The following is a 16,764-nucleotide window of genomic DNA, read 5'->3' as shown; positions in this document are numbered from 1 at the left end:
ACACCCCATGGCGCAGCATTTTACTTCTCTACAAGGTGTCAATATAAGTAATACCTGGTTAACCATTGGTTCGTTTGATGGGATTCATATTGGACACCAAAAATTGATCAATGCGCTCAACAGTGAAGCCCATGGGAATGGAGCAAAGTCGGCTGTACTGACTTTTCATCCACATCCTGCTGTGATCCTGAGAGGCAGGAGCGGGGCATTTTACCTCACGACCCCTGAAGAAAAATTGGCATTATTAGATGGTTTGGGGGTCGATATCGTGATTACCCATCCATTCACCTACGAATTGTCCCAATCATCAGCCCGTGAATACCTGACGTATCTAAAAAACCACCTTGGGTTCAATCTCCTGTGGGTCGGCCATGACTTTGCCCTGGGTAAAGGTCGAGAAGGAAATATCGAATTTCTAAAAGCCCATGAAGCTGAATTTGGTTATAAACTGCATGTGGAAGAGCCAGTCAAAGATGATGGCCAGGTCGTCTCTTCAAGCCTGATACGAAACCTGCTCACCATGGGCAATATCTCCGAAGCGGGCAGGATGTTGGGAAGACCTTACCAGGTGACTGGCGTCGTCGTTCAAGGGGATGGCAGGGGAAAAAAGATTGGTATCCCAACCGCGAACCTGGAAACGGGTACAGAAAAGCTCATTCCATGTGCTGGAGTGTATGCGTGTTACGCAGAGCTCGATGGTAAGAAACTGCTGGCAGCAGTCAATGTGGGTACCCGGCCGACATTTGAAAACACTGACCATCTATCCCATGTCGAAGCATATATTCTCGATTTTTCAGATGACCTGTACAACCGGAAGCTTTCCCTGATCTTTATCGAACGCTTGCGCGGCGAGGAACGATTTCAAAGCATCGATGAACTTCTGGCACAGATCCACACAGATGTCCACCGAACACGTGAAATTCTGGCTTCTACAAGCAAAAAATAAAATATTTGGGCCTTGGATGGGATATGCGTCAATACCTTGATTTACTGCAATACATTCTTGACCATGGGGTTCAAAAATCTGACCGAACTGGAACCGGTACCCTTTCGGTGTTCGGTTACCAGATGCGTTTCGATCTAAACAAGGGATTCCCTATTCTTACAACAAAAAAACTTCATCTTAAATCATTAATTTATGAATTATTATGGTTTTTGCGCGGGGAGAGTAATATAAAGTTCTTGAAAGAGCATGGTGTGGGGATCTGGGATGAGTGGGCAGATGAAAATGGCGACCTGGGGCCGGTATATGGTGTACAGTGGCGTCAGTGGAGAACAGCGGATGGTCGAGTCATTGACCAGATCAACCAGGTGATCGAGCAAATCAAGAAGGACCCAAATTCTCGCCGCTTGATTGTCAATGCGTGGAATGTGGGGGAAATTCCCCAGATGGCTCTGCCGCCATGCCACCTGTTATTTCAATTTTATGTTGCTGATGGTAAATTGTCATGCCAGTTCTACCAGCGTTCAGCGGATGTTTTTCTGGGAGTACCATTCAATATCGCCTCATACGCGTTATTAACGATGATGGTCGCTCAGGTCTGTCAGCTGCAGCTGGGTGAGCTTGTCCAGGTGATGGGCGACACACATTTATACGTAAATCATCTCGAGCAGGCCAGGCTGCAATTAACCAGAGAGCCATACCCATTGCCAAGCATGACTCTCAATCCTGGAATTAAATCGATTGATGATTTCTCATTTGAGGACTTCGCGTTGGTCAATTATCAAAGCCATCCGAGTATCAAGGCGGAGATCTCTGTTTGATCATCTCTTTAATCGCGGCGGTGGATGAAAAGGGTGGTATCGGGAAAAATCACCGCTTGCCCTGGCACTTGCCATCGGATCTAAAAAGGTTCAAACAGCTGACCATGGGCCATCATATCCTGATGGGCAGGAAAACGTATGAATCGATCGGTAAAACCCTGCCCGGAAGAATTATGCTGGTAGTTTCGCATAGGCAATTTGACTCGCCTGTAGACGTAATTTATCAGAATTCCATACCGGCGGCGATTGCGTATGCGGAAGCGAACGGAGAGAATGAACTGTTTATCATTGGTGGAAGTGAGATCTTCGCACAAACGATAGAGATCACCGACAAAATCTACCTCACCCTGGTACTGACAGTTTCAAAGGCTGACGTATTCTTCCCCAGGATCAATGCTGCAGATTGGCAGACTATCACTACCCTGACTGCTACCAGGCATGAGGGTGATGAATTCGTAACAGAGTTTAAAATCCTGCAGCGTAAGCATTAAAACAGGGTTGACAAATAAATTATTCAGCATATAATTCCCCCAACTTAATACTGAATGACTTCGAAGAGGACGAGTAAGCCCTAATACGGTGGCACAGAGAGCAAGTGTAGATGAGAATCTTGCCCGCACGATGAGACTGAATGGACCTCTGAGTTGCAAGGTGAAACCAGATGGGATTTCTTGAGGAGTAGCCTACGCCGGAGCTGCCACCGTTATCACGGCAAAAGATATCATCCAGGATAGTGGATCGTATCTGAAAAGAGTGAAGCTGGCTTTATCCCGTTGCATCATGACGGGATTTTTTGTTAAGTAGCCTGCCGGCTTAATCGGGGTGGCACCACGGACTGAGCGCGTTCGTCCCCTTGGGATGGATGCGTTTTGCATTTTAAAAACCATATCGTTAATGGAGGTAGAAATGAACGACACAATGAAATTCCTATTGAATGAGACGGACCTTCCGAAATACTGGTACAACATGAGTGCGGATAGCCCGCTCGCGCCAACTCCGATATTAAACCCGCAAACCCTTGAGCCAATAACACCGGAATTTCTAAATGTGCTTTTCCCCATGGAATTGATTCAGCAGGAAGTCAGCACTGAGCGCTACATTGAGATTCCGAAGGAGGTGCAGGAGATCTATAAATTATGGCGGCCTACGCCACTCATTCGTGCGAGCCGGTTGGAGAAATTATTGGACACACCCGCTCATATCTATTTCAAATATGAAGGAACATCGCCTGTCGGCAGCCATAAACCCAATACCGCTGTCCCGCAGGCTTTCTATAATAAGGTTGCAGGAACCAAAGCATTAACCACTGAAACTGGAGCAGGACAATGGGGTTCGGCGCTTTCCATGGCATGCCGGTTTTTTGATTTACAACTGGATGTGTATATGGTGAAGGTGTCCTACCATCAAAAGCCATACCGGAGCTTCCTGATGGAAACCTATGGCGCCAGGGTCCACCCCAGCCCCACGGCCCACACTGATTATGGTAAATTAATTCTTTCCCAGGACCCCGATAGCCCAGGTTCGTTGGGGATCGCCATTTCTGAAGCAGTGGAAATGGCCGTGAAATCGGGTGGAGCGAAGAAGTACAGCCTTGGTTCCGTGCTCAATCACGTCCTGTTGCACCAGACCGTCATCGGGCAAGAAGCTTTGAAACAGATGGATATGGCTGGAGAATATCCAGATGTTGTCATCGGATGTGTGGGTGGCGGCTCGAATTTTGGAGGTATTGCTTTCCCATTCCTGCGCGAAAATTTAAAGGATGGCAGGAAAACCCGCCTGCTAGCCGTTGAACCGATGGCCACCCCTTCCTTGACTAAAGGCGAATATCGATTTGACTATGGCGATAGTGCTCGCATGGCACCCATTGTCAAAATGTACACTCTCGGGCATGATTTTGTGCCACCACCGATCCACGCTGGTGGCTTACGTTACCATGGGATGGCACCCTTGATCTGTGCACTGTATGATGCGGGGTATATCCAGGCTGTGGCTGTCCACCAACTGGCAACGTTTGAGGCAGCCATTCAATTTGCCCAAACCGAAGGCATCATTCCAGCTCCTGAGTCTGCTCACGCAATCAGAGCAGCAATCGATGAAGCCCTGGATGCAAAAATGAAGGGCGAAGCAAGGGTTATCCTCTTCAACCTGTCAGGTCATGGCGATTACGACATGAGCGCGTACCAGGCTTATCTGAGCGGCAAGCTGGAAGATTACGAATATCCTGAAGCAGCAATCCAACTATCGCTGGAGCATCTGCCGAAGATTAGCATACCTGCATAGAATAATGAGCAAGGGCAGCCAGAAAATAATCTGGCTGCCCTAATGTTCTGAGTTAGTTTGGTGATCCGAAGCGCAGTAGGAAATCCTCCGCAGCTGTGTGATGCCCAACATCACGGTGCGCCTGTTCAGACATATACCACTTGTGTTCAAGTATCTGGCAATAAACTTCCAACGGATCAGCATTTGATTTCGGATGGTCAGGGTCATCCAGCAAAGGTTTAAGCTGCTCCAGCACAGGTTTATATATTTGTTCGAGCCAATAGAAGGCAATGGCTTCAAGGGTAATATCCGGATTGCCAGCGTTCGCCATATTTGCTTTCAGCTCATAGATTTCGTTCATTATTTGTTGGGCCTGGTGTTCTTCAGCAAATAAACCGGTAACCTCAATAAGTTGGTTGCGGTGAAAATTTCGGTCAGACACGAAAATCCGTAATTTCAAGTGATTACCCTGATTTTCATTTTTTAGCTCGATATCTTTCACAGAAAAGCCTAAAGAATTTAAGGCGCGTACCCTCTCCTGGATGCGATATAGCTCGTTGGGACCGATAATTTCCTCACGGGTGATCTCCTCCCATAATTCGCGGTATTGCTGTTGAATGTAAGGTCCAATTTCCTCAATCGGATGACCAAGCGGGAGATTATCCTCTGCTTGAAGGTCAGCTAGCTCGCCGAGGATATTTTCCTTCATTATCTCCAGGTCGTGATAGCGGAGTACCGGGGAGAGATGCGGCAAGTGATATTCTGCCGTTTCAGCATCGACCAAGTAGGCTTGCAGTGCACCCGCATCTCTCCGGAACAGGATATTCGAGAGTGAGCAATCACCCCAGTAAAATCCATTTGAGTGAAGTTGGACCAACAGACCAGATATTGCGTCCAATAAATGAGTCTGATGCTTCGTAATAACATTACCAATGAACAAGGAGCGGAATGGTACTGAGGCTACCAGGAACCTGGTGAATAGAATACTTGAAGAGACGCGCTCACGTACCAGGGAAGCATAACCCAGTGGAGCAACACACGGTAAGCCTTGTTTTTGTATCTGCGTCAGTAGCTCAAATTCCTTCTTGGCAATCCCTTCGGGCAGCTCCTTGACCACAAATAAACTCCCACTGTAATTGACAAAAACGACCGGGTGGCGGGATACCCCGTGCTGAATTTGCTCAACACGCGGTTCGGAACCCGCCCAGTCGGACAATTGATGATCCCATGGCAGATCATCAAAATTAGGAATGGTCGAAGATTGTTCGGATAAGTAGATGAATTTATGCATGGTCAGAATAGCCTGGTCACCTTCATATCGACAGCTTATTATAAATGAGATATCCCGTGTGCATCAGTCAACATAAAGGGAAAAGCCTGGTTCAATTCTAATCATTTAAATTAGAGATGAAATGTAACTACTCAAAAAAAACTAGTAATCTCATATAAACTAACAATGATTTACGAGAACATGCAGATTTATTCAAGGTTGGAAGAAATAAATTCTTCACTCTCAAAACCAGAGTGGAATCCGAGAACTCCGTTGTGATTTACCTGCGTATGGTGGGATGGTAAAAATATTATAGAGAATTCAGTGAGTAATTAAGCAAAAACTTTTAGAGGAGAGGTTCTAGTAACAAAACATACCAGATCCTGTAGGTTCATGCTTTAATCTTCGAGATATTCAAGGTAAAATATACTACTTGAAAAATGTCACTGAGATCAGATACCAGTAAAGGAGCTTTCTGTGGATATACTCATATGTACCGATGGCTCGAGCGCTTCCATGCAAGTAGCCGAAATTACCACCAAATTTGGATTTCTCAAGCCGACCAAGGCAACTGTTCTGGCTGTAAGCGAAGGCAAGGAAGATATCAAAAAGTTGAACAACTCATTGGTGGAGATCAGTAAGTACTTAGGAGAAAAATTTACAGTTAGCACAAAGGTTAGGCATGGTGACCCGATCGAAGAAATTTTGGCGGAGGCTTTAGAACACTCCTATGACCTGGTGATCGTGGGTGGAGGTAGAGACCAGATCGGATTACTCCATCCTAAAGTCGGTAGCACCACAGGTAAGCTTGCCCGAAAATTACACACCCATTTCCTGGTGGTACGAAATTCGCCTGAGCAATTCCAGAAGGTGCTATTTTGCACTGGTGCCGATGCCCCTGCCAGCGAGACGATGAAGCTGGGAGGAAAATGGATTTCCAAAACACCAGCGCAAATCGGTTTACTACACGTTATTCAAAGTAAAGGTAGCGTCTCTGAAGCCGATGGTCCGCCACCGGCACAATCACAAGACTTGCTGATCGAAAAGTCGACAAAACAGCTGAGAGGTGCGGGAGTCACTGGTGTGATTGAGCCGCGCATCCGGCATGGAATGGTGGTCGAAGAAGTACTGAATGAGTTATCCGAGGGTAAGTATGAGCTGTTGGTCGTCGGGTCTCACTATCAACCTGGGCAAGACCGCTGGCAAGGAACCCTACTTGATGATATCACCGATCAACTGTTGAACCGCAGTAATTGTTCTGTAATGATCATCTAGGATTAGTAAACAAATGCTCAAGTCTCGCTATCGAAGGATTCTCTTTTTTTTCGCCAGCATCCTTACTAGCGAGATATTCTGGGACCTGATCCTACCGCGCATCGGTTTGGCTAAGTGGTCGAACCGTACACGGAATGAACGGGTCCGAAACATCGCAGTAAGGTACCGATCCTTAGCTGTTCAAATGGGGGGAGTATTAATCAAGGTAGGCCAATTCCTGTCTGCGCGGGTCGATGTCTTACCCAGCGCGGCCACCGACGTGTTGGCTGGGTTACAAGACGAAGTACCTTCTGAATCATTTGATGACATCCGGGAAGTCGTAGAAACAGAATTTTCCCTGCCTATTCTGGATAAGTTTGTCGAGTTTGACGCTAAACCGTTAGCTGCGGCTTCCTTAGGCCAGGCTCATCTGGCAAAACTACGCATAACGGGTGAACAAGCGGTTGCCTATGGTGTTAAAGTTCCTTCAGGTGAGATGGCTGAGTGGATCGACTACTCAGTGGTGGTTAAAGTACAACGGCCAAACATTGAAGCTATCATCGCAACTGACCTGGCCGCGGTGAAGACCGTTGGCGGGTGGATAAAAAGGTATCCACCCATACGGAAACGAGTAAATATCCAAGGGCTGCTGGCAGAGTTTTCGCGAGGCCTTTATGAGGAGATAGATTACCTGGCTGAGGGCAAGAATGCTGAAACCTTTGCTGCGAATTTCCTCAACGATCCCGGTGTGCTTGTTCCAAAAGTCGTTTGGACCCACACAACCAAGCGGGTGTTGACCCTCGAAGATGTGCGCGCCATCAAGATAACTGATTATGAGGAGATCAGTGCGGCTGGGATAGATAGAACTGAAGTCGCAACAAGGCTGTTAAATAACTACTTGAAACAGATTTTTGAAGATGGTTTTTTCCACGCTGATCCACACCCCGGGAACCTGTTTGTCAAACCTTTGAAGAAACTTGATGGTGATAAGCTTGGAAGTAATGAATGGATTCTCACTTTCATCGATTTCGGCATGGTTGGACGAATGCGACCTGAGATCAAATTAGGACTGCGGGAGTTGTTAGTTGGTGTAGCATTGCAGGATACAGCCAGAGTGATAAAAGCTTATCAAATCTTGGGGATATTGCTGCCCGGTGCGGATACAGAGCTGCTAGAAAAGGCAGAATCAGCCATGTTTGAACGCTTCTGGGGTAAAGGCATGGATGAGCTGGCACAAATAAAGATGGAGGAGATCCATGATTTTGCTTATCAGTTCCGCGATATTCTATATGATATGCCCTTCCAGCTACCTCAAGACTTGATCTTCCTGGGCAGGGCTGTTGGCATATTATCTGGAATGTGCATCGGGTTGGATCCGCAAATTAACGTATTTGAGCAGCTCACCCCCTTTACACAAAAGATCATTAAAGAAGAAGCTCAGCATGATTGGGGATATTGGGTAAAAGAAGTGGGAGACTATGCACGCAGACTGATCAGCCTACCGGTCAGAGCAGATGCATTAATCTCCAGGCTGGAGCGAGGCGAACTCAAAGTTCGTGATCCGCAGCTTAGTGAAAATATCAAGAGGCTTGAAAAAACAATCTCTAAGCTGGCCAGCGGAATTATATTTGCTGCCCTGCTGATTGCATCAATTCTAGTGTCGCCGGCCGATCAGCTTATTTTGATCTGGACATTGAGAATCGCCAGCCTGATCGCTTTATTGTGGACCATCATCAGCTGATCATCGATGCAACTATTAGCATTAAGGTGCATCATAAATTATGACGATTAGAAAGCAAGTCAACTGAATAAACAAGAAAATTCCTCCTGAAGAAAGGTTTTCGAATGGAATTGGTACTGAAAAATAACACCACTGATCGATCAGAAAATGAAAAAAGAGTGAAGGTATTAATCCTGGGTTCAGGACCGGCAGGTCTATCTGCGGCTCTGTATGCTGCCCGGGCAAACCTTGACCCAGTCGTTTTAACTGGAATGGATTTAGGTGGACAGGCTTCATTAACACATACGATTGAGAACTACCCGGGCTTCCCAGATGGTGTGGGCGGGCAACAATTATCCGATCTATTCCAAAAACAGGCTGAGAAGTTTGGAGCCAGGGTTGAATACGATACTGCAGTAGAAGCTCTATTAGAGGAGCACCCATTTCGCATCAAGACATATAATGCGGAATATTTCGCCGAGACGGTTATTATCGCCACTGGCGCACAGGCGACTCACCTGGATGTTCCGGGCGAAAAAGAGCTGACCGGCAGAGGTGTATCTTATTGCGCCACCTGTGATGGTTGGTTCTTTAAGGAAAAGGATGTAATCGTGGTTGGTGGTGGTGATAGCGCGCTCGAAGAGAGCCTGTTTTTAACACGGTATGCCAGATCGATCACCGTGGTACACCGACGGGATAGCCTGCGTGCTGGAGTTATCCTTCAGAAGCGTGCCAGTGAGCATCCCAAGATCAAGTTTGTTTGGGATAGCGTCATTACTGAGATATTAGGTGAAGATAAAGTAACAAGTGTAAACATCAAGAATGTAAAAACCGGTAATGTGTCGAGCTTACCAACGGATGGGGTTTTCATATTTATTGGGCACGTTCCAAATACCAAGATCTTCGCTGATGCGCTTGATTTAGATGATAGGGGCTATATAAAAACAGATAGTCTGTTAGCGACGAATATCCCCGGTGTATACGTCGCTGGAGAGGCTGGAGACCCAAATTTCAGGCAAGTGGTCACGTCTGCAGGGATGGGAGCTGCGGCCGCCATGCAGGCAGTCAAGTACATCGAAAAGCTTGAGCAACAGCAACCGATTGCTGTGAAATAATCACTTTATTTAAATTATAAATGGAGGGAACATGAAAAATAAGGTATCGATCATTGGTGGAGGCATGACAGGCTCATCGACTGCACATTGGTTGGCTGAGCGGGAGTTTGCAGACATCGTCCTGGTAGACATTGTTGAAGGCATGCCACAGGGCAAGGCACTTGACCTTCAACAAGCCATGCCGGTTATTGGTAAGGATGTAAGAATCACTGGCACAAATGACTATGATGCAACAACCGGGTCGGATATTATCGTGATCACAGCCGGCCTGCCGCGCAAACCCGGAATGAGCCGGGATGACTTGCTCACTGCAAATGCGGAAATAGTCAGCAAGGCAGCCTTGGAAACGATAAAAAGGTCACCCAATGCGATCTATGTCATTTTAACGAATCCGCTTGATGCGATGGCATACCTGGCGATGAAACTCACCAAGCTGCCTCCTGAACGGGTAGTAGGCCAGGCGGGGATCCTGGACTCGGCACGCATGCGTTCGTTCGTGTCAGCAGAATTGGGTGTATCGGTGGAAAATGTACAATGCTATGTGTTGGGTGGGCATGGTGATGAGATGGTGCCGCTGACCAGGCATTCCAATGTAGCAGGCACAGCACTCAGAGATCTCATCCCGGCAGAGCGCCTTGAGTCTATTGTCAATCGTACCCGTAAGGGTGGCGCAGAGATCATCAACCTATTGAAGACTGGAAGTGCCTATTACGCACCAGCAGCAGCCCTGGCTCAAATGGTTGAAGCAATCATAAAAGATAAACATTTGATTATCCCTGCTTCAGCATACATGAAGGGTGAGTATGGTTTACACGACATCTATTTTGGTGCACCAGTCCAATTGGGAAGCAATGGAATAGAAAAAATCATCGAATATAACCTTGACAATGAAGAACGTGAAGCGCTAAATCGTTCGGCAGAAGCTGTTAAGCAAACCACAGAAGCATTGAAAAATCTGGTAAACATATAGGCGGAGATAGACCATGATATTAAAAGACAAAATCGCTGAGCAACTCCCTGAATGGCGTGGACGAGTAAAGAAACTTGTTAAGGAGAAGGGTGAGGTAAAGGTCGGTGATGTTACTATTTCACAGGTGTATGGCGGAATGCGGGATGTTAAAAGCCTGGTAACTGACATTTCTTACGTTGACCCGGCAGAGGGAATTCGTTTCCGAGGCTACACCATCCCCGAAGTGCTGGAAAAACTACCCAAGCCTGAAGGGGCTGAGATACCCTATGTTGGAGCGCTCTATTACTTATTCCTGGTGGGAAGCATTCCCACGAGAGAGCAAGCCCTGGAAGTTGAGCAGGAATGGAAGCAGCGGGGGAAAGTACCACAATATGTGTTTGATACGATCAGAGCCATGCCAGCTGATGCGCATCCCATGACATTATTTACTCTGGCGGTATTAACATTACAAAGAGAGTCGTTGTTCTCAAAGCAATACCATCAAGGTCTTAAAAAGGATGCCTACTGGGAGCCAATGCTTGAAGACAGTTTTAACCTGACAGCCAAACTCCCTGAGATTGCAGCATTCATCTACCGGCTGAAATATCATCATGGGGAGATCATCCCTGCAGACCCGAGCCTGGATTGGGGTGCGAATTTCGCCCACATGATGGGAATTACCGATCCTCTATACCAGGATCTATCACGCCTGTACTTCCTGCTGCATTCAGATCATGAGAGCGGTAATGTCAGTGCGCATACCACGCACCTGGTAGCGAGCTCACTTTCCGATATCTATTACGCTGCATCAGCAGGATTAAGCGGTCTGGCTGGACCACTGCATGGTTTAGCCAACCAGGAATGCCTGATGTGGCTGCTAGAGGTAAAGGAGAAATGTGGCGAGTGCGCCTACGACAAAGAAGCATTAAAACAATTCGCCTGGGACACATTAAACCGTGGACAGGTGATTCCTGGCTACGGTCATGCGGTACTACGCAAGACCGACCCAAGGTATACAGCCCAATTAGTGTTCGGTAGGAAGCATTTCCCTGAAGATGAGATTTTTAAGCTGGCCTCCCTGGTCTACGATGTAGTTCCGGGCGTCCTTATGGAGCAGGGTAAGGCCAAGGACCCATGGCCGAATGTTGATGCGATCAGCGGTTCGCTACAGTATCACTTTGGAGTAAAGGAATTTGATTTTTATACGGTTATATTCGGAGTCAGCCGCATCCTGGGGGTATCTGCCAATGTAGTTTGGGCGCGCGCTCTCAGCCAACCGATTGAGCGGCCAAAATCTCTGACAACTGCCATGCTTGAAGATATTGCTAGCAAGGCTGCCTAGCTACATCAAGATCATATATAAATAACCAGCGGTGGGTTTTGCCCACCGCTGGTTTTATTATGGGGTTGGTGTGATTACCGATGGAGCGCCGATCCAGCTGAAATACCTGGGTGTGCTGGCAATTCCAGCAGAAGTCCACATGGGGTTTCCTGATTCGTCCGAACCAGTGATGCGAACCACCTCGATGATCCAGCTGAATATGTGAGCTATGCCATCCGTGGGTCTTAGAGTGGAAGATACCAGATATTTCGTATCCGTCACCTGGTCGATTAGCGATGGTCCCATGCCAGAGGTAAGGTCTTCGATGGTGACCTGGTAAGCTTCATTTGTGTTGAGCGATCCCACCGCAGCCCACTGCAAGGTGATTGAATCATCAGCGAGAGAAAATGGAGCACCGTTGGCAGGCAGTAACAAGTTTGGAGCTGCGTAGGGAGGCGGAGGTGTGGCTGTCGGCGATGGGCCAGGCGTGGCAAATTGACGGCACAATGGGATGACCAGTGGCTGACCCAGGTAGACCGTATCATTAGGCAGACCATTTTCCTCTCTGATCGCATCCATAGGGACGTTATAGATGGCGGAAATGCTGCCCAGTGTATCGGTCGATTGGACAATGATCTCAACCTTTTCACAAGCCGCTTCCGTCTGTTCGACCAGGCTGTATGTAGCTGAAGGCATAGGAGATGCCGTGGGTGTAGGTTGTGGGATAAGGATCGGCTGGTTGATATACAATGTATTGCAAGCAGCAGGAAGGTTATTTAGTGTCACAATACTCTGCACAGACGTATTAAAAAAGGCCGCAATGCTGATGCAGGTATCGTTGGCCTTTACCATGTACGTTATCGGTGTGGGGCTTGGCTCGGGAGTGCTGGTGAGCGTGGGTAGAGGCGTTATGGTTGCAGTCTGGGTGGTCGTTGCAGTGGGTGTCTCTGTGGATGTGGCAGTGGGTGGTACTGCTGCCTCAGGAGTTTGGCGTAGGGCGAAAAATACGATGACCGCCCCAATACCAAGGAAAAGAGCTAATAAGCCCAGGGCTGCAGGCAGGCTTATGGTGATTGACGGCATTCGGCTGCCTTGCACGACCTTTGTGGATTGAGCGGTTTTTTCTGTATTCGTCAAGTCTGCGCCGCAGACCAGACAGCGGGTTGCATCTTCCTTCACTCGCGTCCCGCAAGTAGGACACAATTTCATGGGGGTTGTATTTGTCTCAGGAGTCATATTTGTAAGGGGTGCCGGGGTTGACCGGACTTGGCGGATTATACCAGTTTTTTCTGTCCTCCGTGCTGCCCAGGAAACCTGGCATGCAAGAAAGCCTTTGGAAAGTTACCCGTGATATACTCTGGAAATGAATTGGGTAAGCATATATGTCCACATCCCTTTTTGCAAGCACAGGTGTGGATATTGTGATTTTAATACGTATGCCGGCCTGCAGCAGTTGATCCCGGAATATGTACAGTCGGTCTGCGAAGAGATTTCATTTCTCTCCAATGCCTCGGGTGATCCACTGGCTATTCACACCATGTACATCGGCGGAGGTACCCCATCAATCCTGGCAGCCAACGAGCTGGGCAAGATCATCGACACTGCAAACAATAGATTTTATTTATCACCTTCGATAGAGATCACCCTTGAAGCCAATCCTGGGACGGTAACTGAAGGCTACTTGAAAGAGATCTCTGCCATGGGTGTCAATCGGGTCAGCCTGGGCATGCAGTCGGCTGACGAATACGAGCTGTCCATGTTACAGAGGCAGCATTCACACACTGATGTCATCCGTGCGGTGGAGTGTGCACGAAAAGCCGGGATAGGTAATGTCAGCCTGGATTTAATCTACGGGTTACCTGGTCAGACGATCGATTCCTGGAGAAGGTCAGTCGGGGCGGCTTTAGTGATGCAAACAGAACACCTCTCCCTATATGCATTAACCCTGGAACACGGCACCTCAATGCAACATCAGGTGGAGATAGGCATGCTACCGGAGCCAGACCCCGACCTGGCAGCTGATATGTATGAGGTTGCCAGTGAGCAGCTTACTGCTTATGGATTTGTTCAATATGAAATCTCAAATTGGGCCAGGCAAGATGACGCAGGTGAGCTGTATTCGTGCAAACACAACCTCCAATATTGGAGGAACTTGCCCTATCTCGGGGTGGGAGCGGGTGCTCATGGTTTCATCGCCAGTCACCGCACAGTAGACGTATTAACGCCCGGAGTGTACATAAAAAGGATGAGTGGTGCCGATGTTTATGGAGTGTCGGCAAAATTCCCTCGCACACCTGCAACAATGCAATGTCATCGGATCGATACCGTTACTGAAATTGGCGAGACAATGATGATGGGCTTACGACTCGTATCTGAAGGGGTATCGAATCAGGAGTTTGATCATCGGTTTGGGATGAAGTTAGAAAACAGGTTCAGTACTCAAATCGAGCAGCTCATCCGGTACGGATTATTGGAATGGGTGGGTGCTGCGGACGATAGGCTGCGATTAACCAAAAAAGGGTACCTATTGGGAAACCAGGTATTCATGGAATTTATTTGATGTGAAGTTATGATTGACGATTTACCAGGCTGAGGGCGAGGTTTCTCAGAGCCTCACCGGCGATACCAGCTGGACGAGCCCGATCCAACCATGAAAAAGCATCCTGCAATAAACGCCTGGCTTCGGACTGGGCGAATTCCTTAGCACCCTCAGCTTCCAATAGGTCTGCAACAAAATGAATTTTATCTTCGGTAATCGGCCCGCTATTCCAAAGATCGGCAAATTTACCTGCCCTGGAAAGCCCAAACAACACAGGGAGTGTTACTTTGCCGGTAAACAAGTCACTTTGAGTTGATTTACCAGTCAATAAAGCATTACCCCAAATCCCAAGTAAATCATCTTCAACCTGGAAAGCCAGGCCAAGCGAGCGGCCAAATTTGTGATATGCCTCAATCACTGCATCATCGCAATAAGCTGCGAGAGCACCCAATTTTGTGCTGGCAGCAATTAGTGCGGCTGTCTTTCCTTCCACCATAGGCCAATAATCATCAACAGACAGGTCACTACGGGATTCGAATGACAGATCAAGGAACTGCCCTTGGGTTAAATGCAAGCAGGTACGTTGAAGCAGGTCAACAGATTTTATGGCCACCCACGAATCAACTGTTTGAGAAAGCCTGATGGCTTCCAGATGTGCCAGGGCAAACATGGCATCGCCGGTGTTTATGGCTTGGGGAATCCCCCATTTTTTCCAAACACTGAGTCGCCCACGGCGTGTGGGAGAATTATCTTCAATATCATCGTGAATCAATGAAAAATTGTGGATTAATTCCACCGCAGTGGCACCCGGCAAGGCTATGTTCCAATCACCACCCGCTGCGCTACACACAAGCAAAACCAGTAATGGGCGAATGCGTTTTCCACGGGTAGTAACTTGATCGAGCTCATCCACCCATCCCATATGGTAGGCAAGCATATCATACAACATTGAATCGCCGAATTCTTGGGAACGCAATACTGCCTTCTTTAGAGAATTTTCAATTGCTTCTAAACAGGTTTGGGCGAGATTTTCGACTTGATTGACCGGCATAAGCCTACTTTCCAACCAGTTTTTCGTGGCGCAGTTGATCCAAGGTCAATGAACCAGTAGCAAACATACAAACACGGATTTCTTGTTTTAACAAATCAATCAATGCAAGCGTTTCTTCAAGAGATCGGGCAGCAGCTTTCAGGAACGGCCCAGCTAAACCACCGATAGATGCACCCAGGGCAATGCATTTAGCAATGTCCATGCCTGATCTAAGTCCACCAGAAGCAATTACTTTTACGCCAGGTGCTGTTAAGATGACATTCAGGATCGCATCTGATGTAGGTGTGCCCCAGCCGTGGAAAGCCGCCGCTAGCTTACGCTGCTCTTCAGTCTCGGCACGGTGCATCTCAACCTGTGACCATGACGTCCCTCCTGAGCCAGCTACATCTATGGCAGTGATACCCGCCTGGGCAAGCAAGGAGACATCCTGTTTCGAGAAGCCCCAACCAACCTCTTTGGCAATTACAGGTACCGGTAAAGCATGACAGATGGTTTCGATTTTATTTAATAATCCGGCAAAGTTGGATTGGCCTTCAGGTTGGAGCGCTTCCTGAAGCGCGTTTAGATGCAAAACAAGCGCGTCAGCCTGGACCATGTCGACGGCGCGCTGGCACTCAGTGAGGCCATAGCCGTAATTAAGCTGAATCGCACCTAGGTTGGCAAATATCAATGCCGTAGGTGCCTGGCGGCGGATTTGAAAGGTGTGCGCTAGCTCAGGATGATCTATAGCGATGCGTTGGGAACCAACTCCCATGGCGATCTGAGCCTGCTCTGCAGCCGAAGCAAGAATCTGGTTGATTTGCCCCGCTTCAGCAGTGCCACCGGTCATGGAAGAGATCAGGAGCGGAGCCGAGAGGTGTTTACCAAACAGGTTTACGCCCAAGTCGATCTCGGAAAGATTGATCTCCGGAAGTGCACAATGAACGAAATGATACTCTTCCAATCCGGTGGTCAGGCCGGATGAAACATCCTGCTGAAGGTTGATGTGCAGGTGGTCATTTTTTCGCGAGCCAATCGGCGTAACTTCTTCCATTTTCAAGTGTTCCTCTAGTCTGGATAATCTTACCAGCCTGAAGAATGCATGTCAACAACCGAATCATGCACTTGACAGAATATCATCACAGGATACAATTGCCAGAATACCAGGCACATAATTTTGTAGGAGGATCAAAGATCATGGAGAATACTGAAGTTTTCGACAAGGTAAAAGCTATCATTATTGACTTACTAGGCGTAGATGAATCGAAAGTCACCCTTGAGGCTCGTTTTCGCGAAGACCTTGAAGCTGATTCATTAGACCTAGTCGAGCTGATCATGAAGTTTGAGGACGAATTTGGCGGTGAGATTTCTGATAAGGAAGCCCAGGAGATCAAAACAGTTGGCCAGGCTGTTGATTATCTCCAAGCCCACATGTAATTGAAAATTTCAAGCTATTACGGGGCTGTCTGGGCAAGTGGACAGCCCCTTTATTAATTTCATCAACTCATAACCGAGGATACATCGAGAAACCAGAGAGCGTCAA

Annotated in this window: 15 protein-coding genes; 11 read left to right on the top strand and 4 right to left on the bottom strand. The window is 47.7% G+C overall.

The annotated features are described in order from the left end of the window. Window positions 1-7 precede the first annotated feature (7 nt). From C3F13_15840 to C3F13_15825, 4 genes are all read left to right on the top strand, one after another. Window positions 8-946: a bifunctional riboflavin kinase/FMN adenylyltransferase gene (locus C3F13_15840; GenBank protein PWB50972.1), complete on the top strand. Its 939-nt coding sequence runs from the start codon at window positions 8-10 to the stop codon at window positions 944-946. Between the two features lie 23 nt (window positions 947-969). Then, window positions 970-1,764 (top strand): thymidylate synthase, encoded by a 795-nt coding sequence (locus tag C3F13_15835; GenBank protein PWB50971.1) that lies wholly within the window; start codon window positions 970-972, stop codon window positions 1,762-1,764. Beyond that, window positions 1,761-2,255 carry a hypothetical protein gene (locus C3F13_15830; GenBank protein PWB50970.1) on the top strand — a complete coding sequence of 165 codons (495 nt, stop codon included), beginning with the start codon at window positions 1,761-1,763 and terminating at the stop codon, window positions 2,253-2,255. The genes C3F13_15835 and C3F13_15830 overlap by 4 nt, the downstream gene beginning before the upstream one ends. 415 nt (window positions 2,256-2,670) lie before the next feature. Then, window positions 2,671-4,044, top strand: a complete 1,374-nt coding sequence (locus tag C3F13_15825) for a TrpB-like pyridoxal phosphate-dependent enzyme (protein ID PWB50969.1) — start codon at window positions 2,671-2,673, stop codon at window positions 4,042-4,044. Window positions 4,045-4,096: 52 nt separating this feature from the next. Here the strand turns inward: C3F13_15825 and C3F13_15820 are convergent, their stop codons facing one another. Next, window positions 4,097-5,314 carry a DUF4032 domain-containing protein gene (locus C3F13_15820; protein ID PWB50968.1) on the bottom strand — a complete coding sequence of 406 codons (1,218 nt, stop codon included), beginning with the start codon at window positions 5,312-5,314 and terminating at the stop codon, window positions 4,097-4,099. Between the two features lie 495 nt (window positions 5,315-5,809). On the opposite strand from C3F13_15820, the gene C3F13_15815 reads away from it, so the two are divergent. The 5 genes from C3F13_15815 to C3F13_15795 all read left to right on the top strand — a co-directional run bounded on the left by C3F13_15815 (window position 5,810) and on the right by C3F13_15795 (window position 11,673). Beyond that, on the top strand, window positions 5,810-6,568 hold the full coding sequence (locus tag C3F13_15815; protein ID PWB50967.1) for a hypothetical protein: 759 nt from the start codon (window positions 5,810-5,812) through the stop codon (window positions 6,566-6,568). 13 nt (window positions 6,569-6,581) lie between these two features. Continuing rightward, window positions 6,582-8,288: an ABC transporter gene (locus C3F13_15810; GenBank protein ID PWB50966.1), complete on the top strand. Its 1,707-nt coding sequence runs from the start codon at window positions 6,582-6,584 to the stop codon at window positions 8,286-8,288. Window positions 8,289-8,392: 104 nt separating this feature from the next. Next, complete coding sequence (gene trxB, locus C3F13_15805) at window positions 8,393-9,382, top strand: thioredoxin-disulfide reductase (GenBank protein ID PWB50965.1); 990 nt, start codon at window positions 8,393-8,395, stop codon at window positions 9,380-9,382. A 31-nt stretch (window positions 9,383-9,413) separates the two neighbouring features. Next, window positions 9,414-10,352: a malate dehydrogenase gene (gene mdh / locus C3F13_15800; GenBank protein PWB50964.1), complete on the top strand. Its 939-nt coding sequence runs from the start codon at window positions 9,414-9,416 to the stop codon at window positions 10,350-10,352. Between the two features lie 13 nt (window positions 10,353-10,365). Continuing rightward, a complete protein-coding gene (locus tag C3F13_15795; GenBank protein PWB50963.1) occupies window positions 10,366-11,673 on the top strand; it encodes a type I citrate synthase in 1,308 nt (435 codons plus the stop codon). A 57-nt stretch (window positions 11,674-11,730) separates the two neighbouring features. Here C3F13_15795 and C3F13_15790 read toward each other — a convergent pair whose 3' ends face one another. After that, window positions 11,731-12,888, bottom strand: coding sequence for a hypothetical protein (locus tag C3F13_15790; GenBank protein ID PWB50962.1), 1,158 nt, complete (start codon window positions 12,886-12,888; stop codon window positions 11,731-11,733). Between the two features lie 127 nt (window positions 12,889-13,015). Here C3F13_15790 and C3F13_15785 point away from each other — a divergent pair, with 127 nt between their 5' ends. After that, entirely contained in the window at window positions 13,016-14,212 is a 1,197-nt protein-coding gene (locus C3F13_15785; GenBank protein PWB50961.1) for a coproporphyrinogen III oxidase, read from the top strand. Between the two features lie 7 nt (window positions 14,213-14,219). Here C3F13_15785 and C3F13_15780 read toward each other — a convergent pair whose 3' ends face one another. Further along, window positions 14,220-15,242, bottom strand: a complete 1,023-nt coding sequence (locus C3F13_15780; protein PWB50960.1) for a polyprenyl synthetase — start codon at window positions 15,240-15,242, stop codon at window positions 14,220-14,222. Window positions 15,243-15,246: 4 nt separating this feature from the next. After that, window positions 15,247-16,275, bottom strand: a complete 1,029-nt coding sequence (locus C3F13_15775) for a type 2 isopentenyl-diphosphate Delta-isomerase (protein ID PWB50959.1) — start codon at window positions 16,273-16,275, stop codon at window positions 15,247-15,249. Window positions 16,276-16,418: 143 nt separating this feature from the next. Here C3F13_15775 and acpP point away from each other — a divergent pair, with 143 nt between their 5' ends. After that, entirely contained in the window at window positions 16,419-16,658 is a 240-nt protein-coding gene (gene acpP / locus C3F13_15770; GenBank protein ID PWB50958.1) for an acyl carrier protein, read from the top strand. The last annotated feature ends 106 nt before the right edge of the window (window positions 16,659-16,764 follow it).

The organism is Anaerolineales bacterium, assembly GCA_003105035.1.
Taxonomy (GTDB): Bacteria; Chloroflexota; Anaerolineae; order Anaerolineales; family UBA4823; genus FEB-25.
The sequence above is the reverse complement of the archived record's forward strand: the minus strand, read 5'-3'. Positions and strand labels throughout refer to the sequence as shown.

Bases quoted from the DNA above. Each gene is read 5' to 3' on its own strand.
- C3F13_15840 (PWB50972.1), top strand. From the start codon at position 8: ATGGCGCAGCATTTTACTTCTCTACAAGGTGTCAATATAAGTAATACC.
- C3F13_15835 (PWB50971.1), top strand. From the start codon at position 970: ATGCGTCAATACCTTGATTTACTGCAATACATTCTTGACCATGGGGTT.
- C3F13_15825 (PWB50969.1), top strand. From the start codon at position 2,671: ATGAACGACACAATGAAATTCCTATTGAATGAGACGGACCTTCCGAAA.
- C3F13_15820 (PWB50968.1), bottom strand. From the start codon at position 5,314: ATGCATAAATTCATCTACTTATCCGAACAATCTTCGACCATTCCTAAT.
- C3F13_15815 (PWB50967.1), top strand. From the start codon at position 5,810: ATGCAAGTAGCCGAAATTACCACCAAATTTGGATTTCTCAAGCCGACC.
- C3F13_15810 (PWB50966.1), top strand. From the start codon at position 6,582: ATGCTCAAGTCTCGCTATCGAAGGATTCTCTTTTTTTTCGCCAGCATC.
- trxB (PWB50965.1), top strand. From the start codon at position 8,393: ATGGAATTGGTACTGAAAAATAACACCACTGATCGATCAGAAAATGAA.
- mdh (PWB50964.1), top strand. From the start codon at position 9,414: ATGAAAAATAAGGTATCGATCATTGGTGGAGGCATGACAGGCTCATCG.
- C3F13_15795 (PWB50963.1), top strand. From the start codon at position 10,366: ATGATATTAAAAGACAAAATCGCTGAGCAACTCCCTGAATGGCGTGGA.
- C3F13_15790 (PWB50962.1), bottom strand. From the start codon at position 12,888: ATGACTCCTGAGACAAATACAACCCCCATGAAATTGTGTCCTACTTGC.
- C3F13_15785 (PWB50961.1), top strand. From the start codon at position 13,016: ATGAATTGGGTAAGCATATATGTCCACATCCCTTTTTGCAAGCACAGG.
- C3F13_15780 (PWB50960.1), bottom strand. From the start codon at position 15,242: ATGCCGGTCAATCAAGTCGAAAATCTCGCCCAAACCTGTTTAGAAGCA.
- C3F13_15775 (PWB50959.1), bottom strand. From the start codon at position 16,275: ATGGAAGAAGTTACGCCGATTGGCTCGCGAAAAAATGACCACCTGCAC.
- acpP (PWB50958.1), top strand. From the start codon at position 16,419: ATGGAGAATACTGAAGTTTTCGACAAGGTAAAAGCTATCATTATTGAC.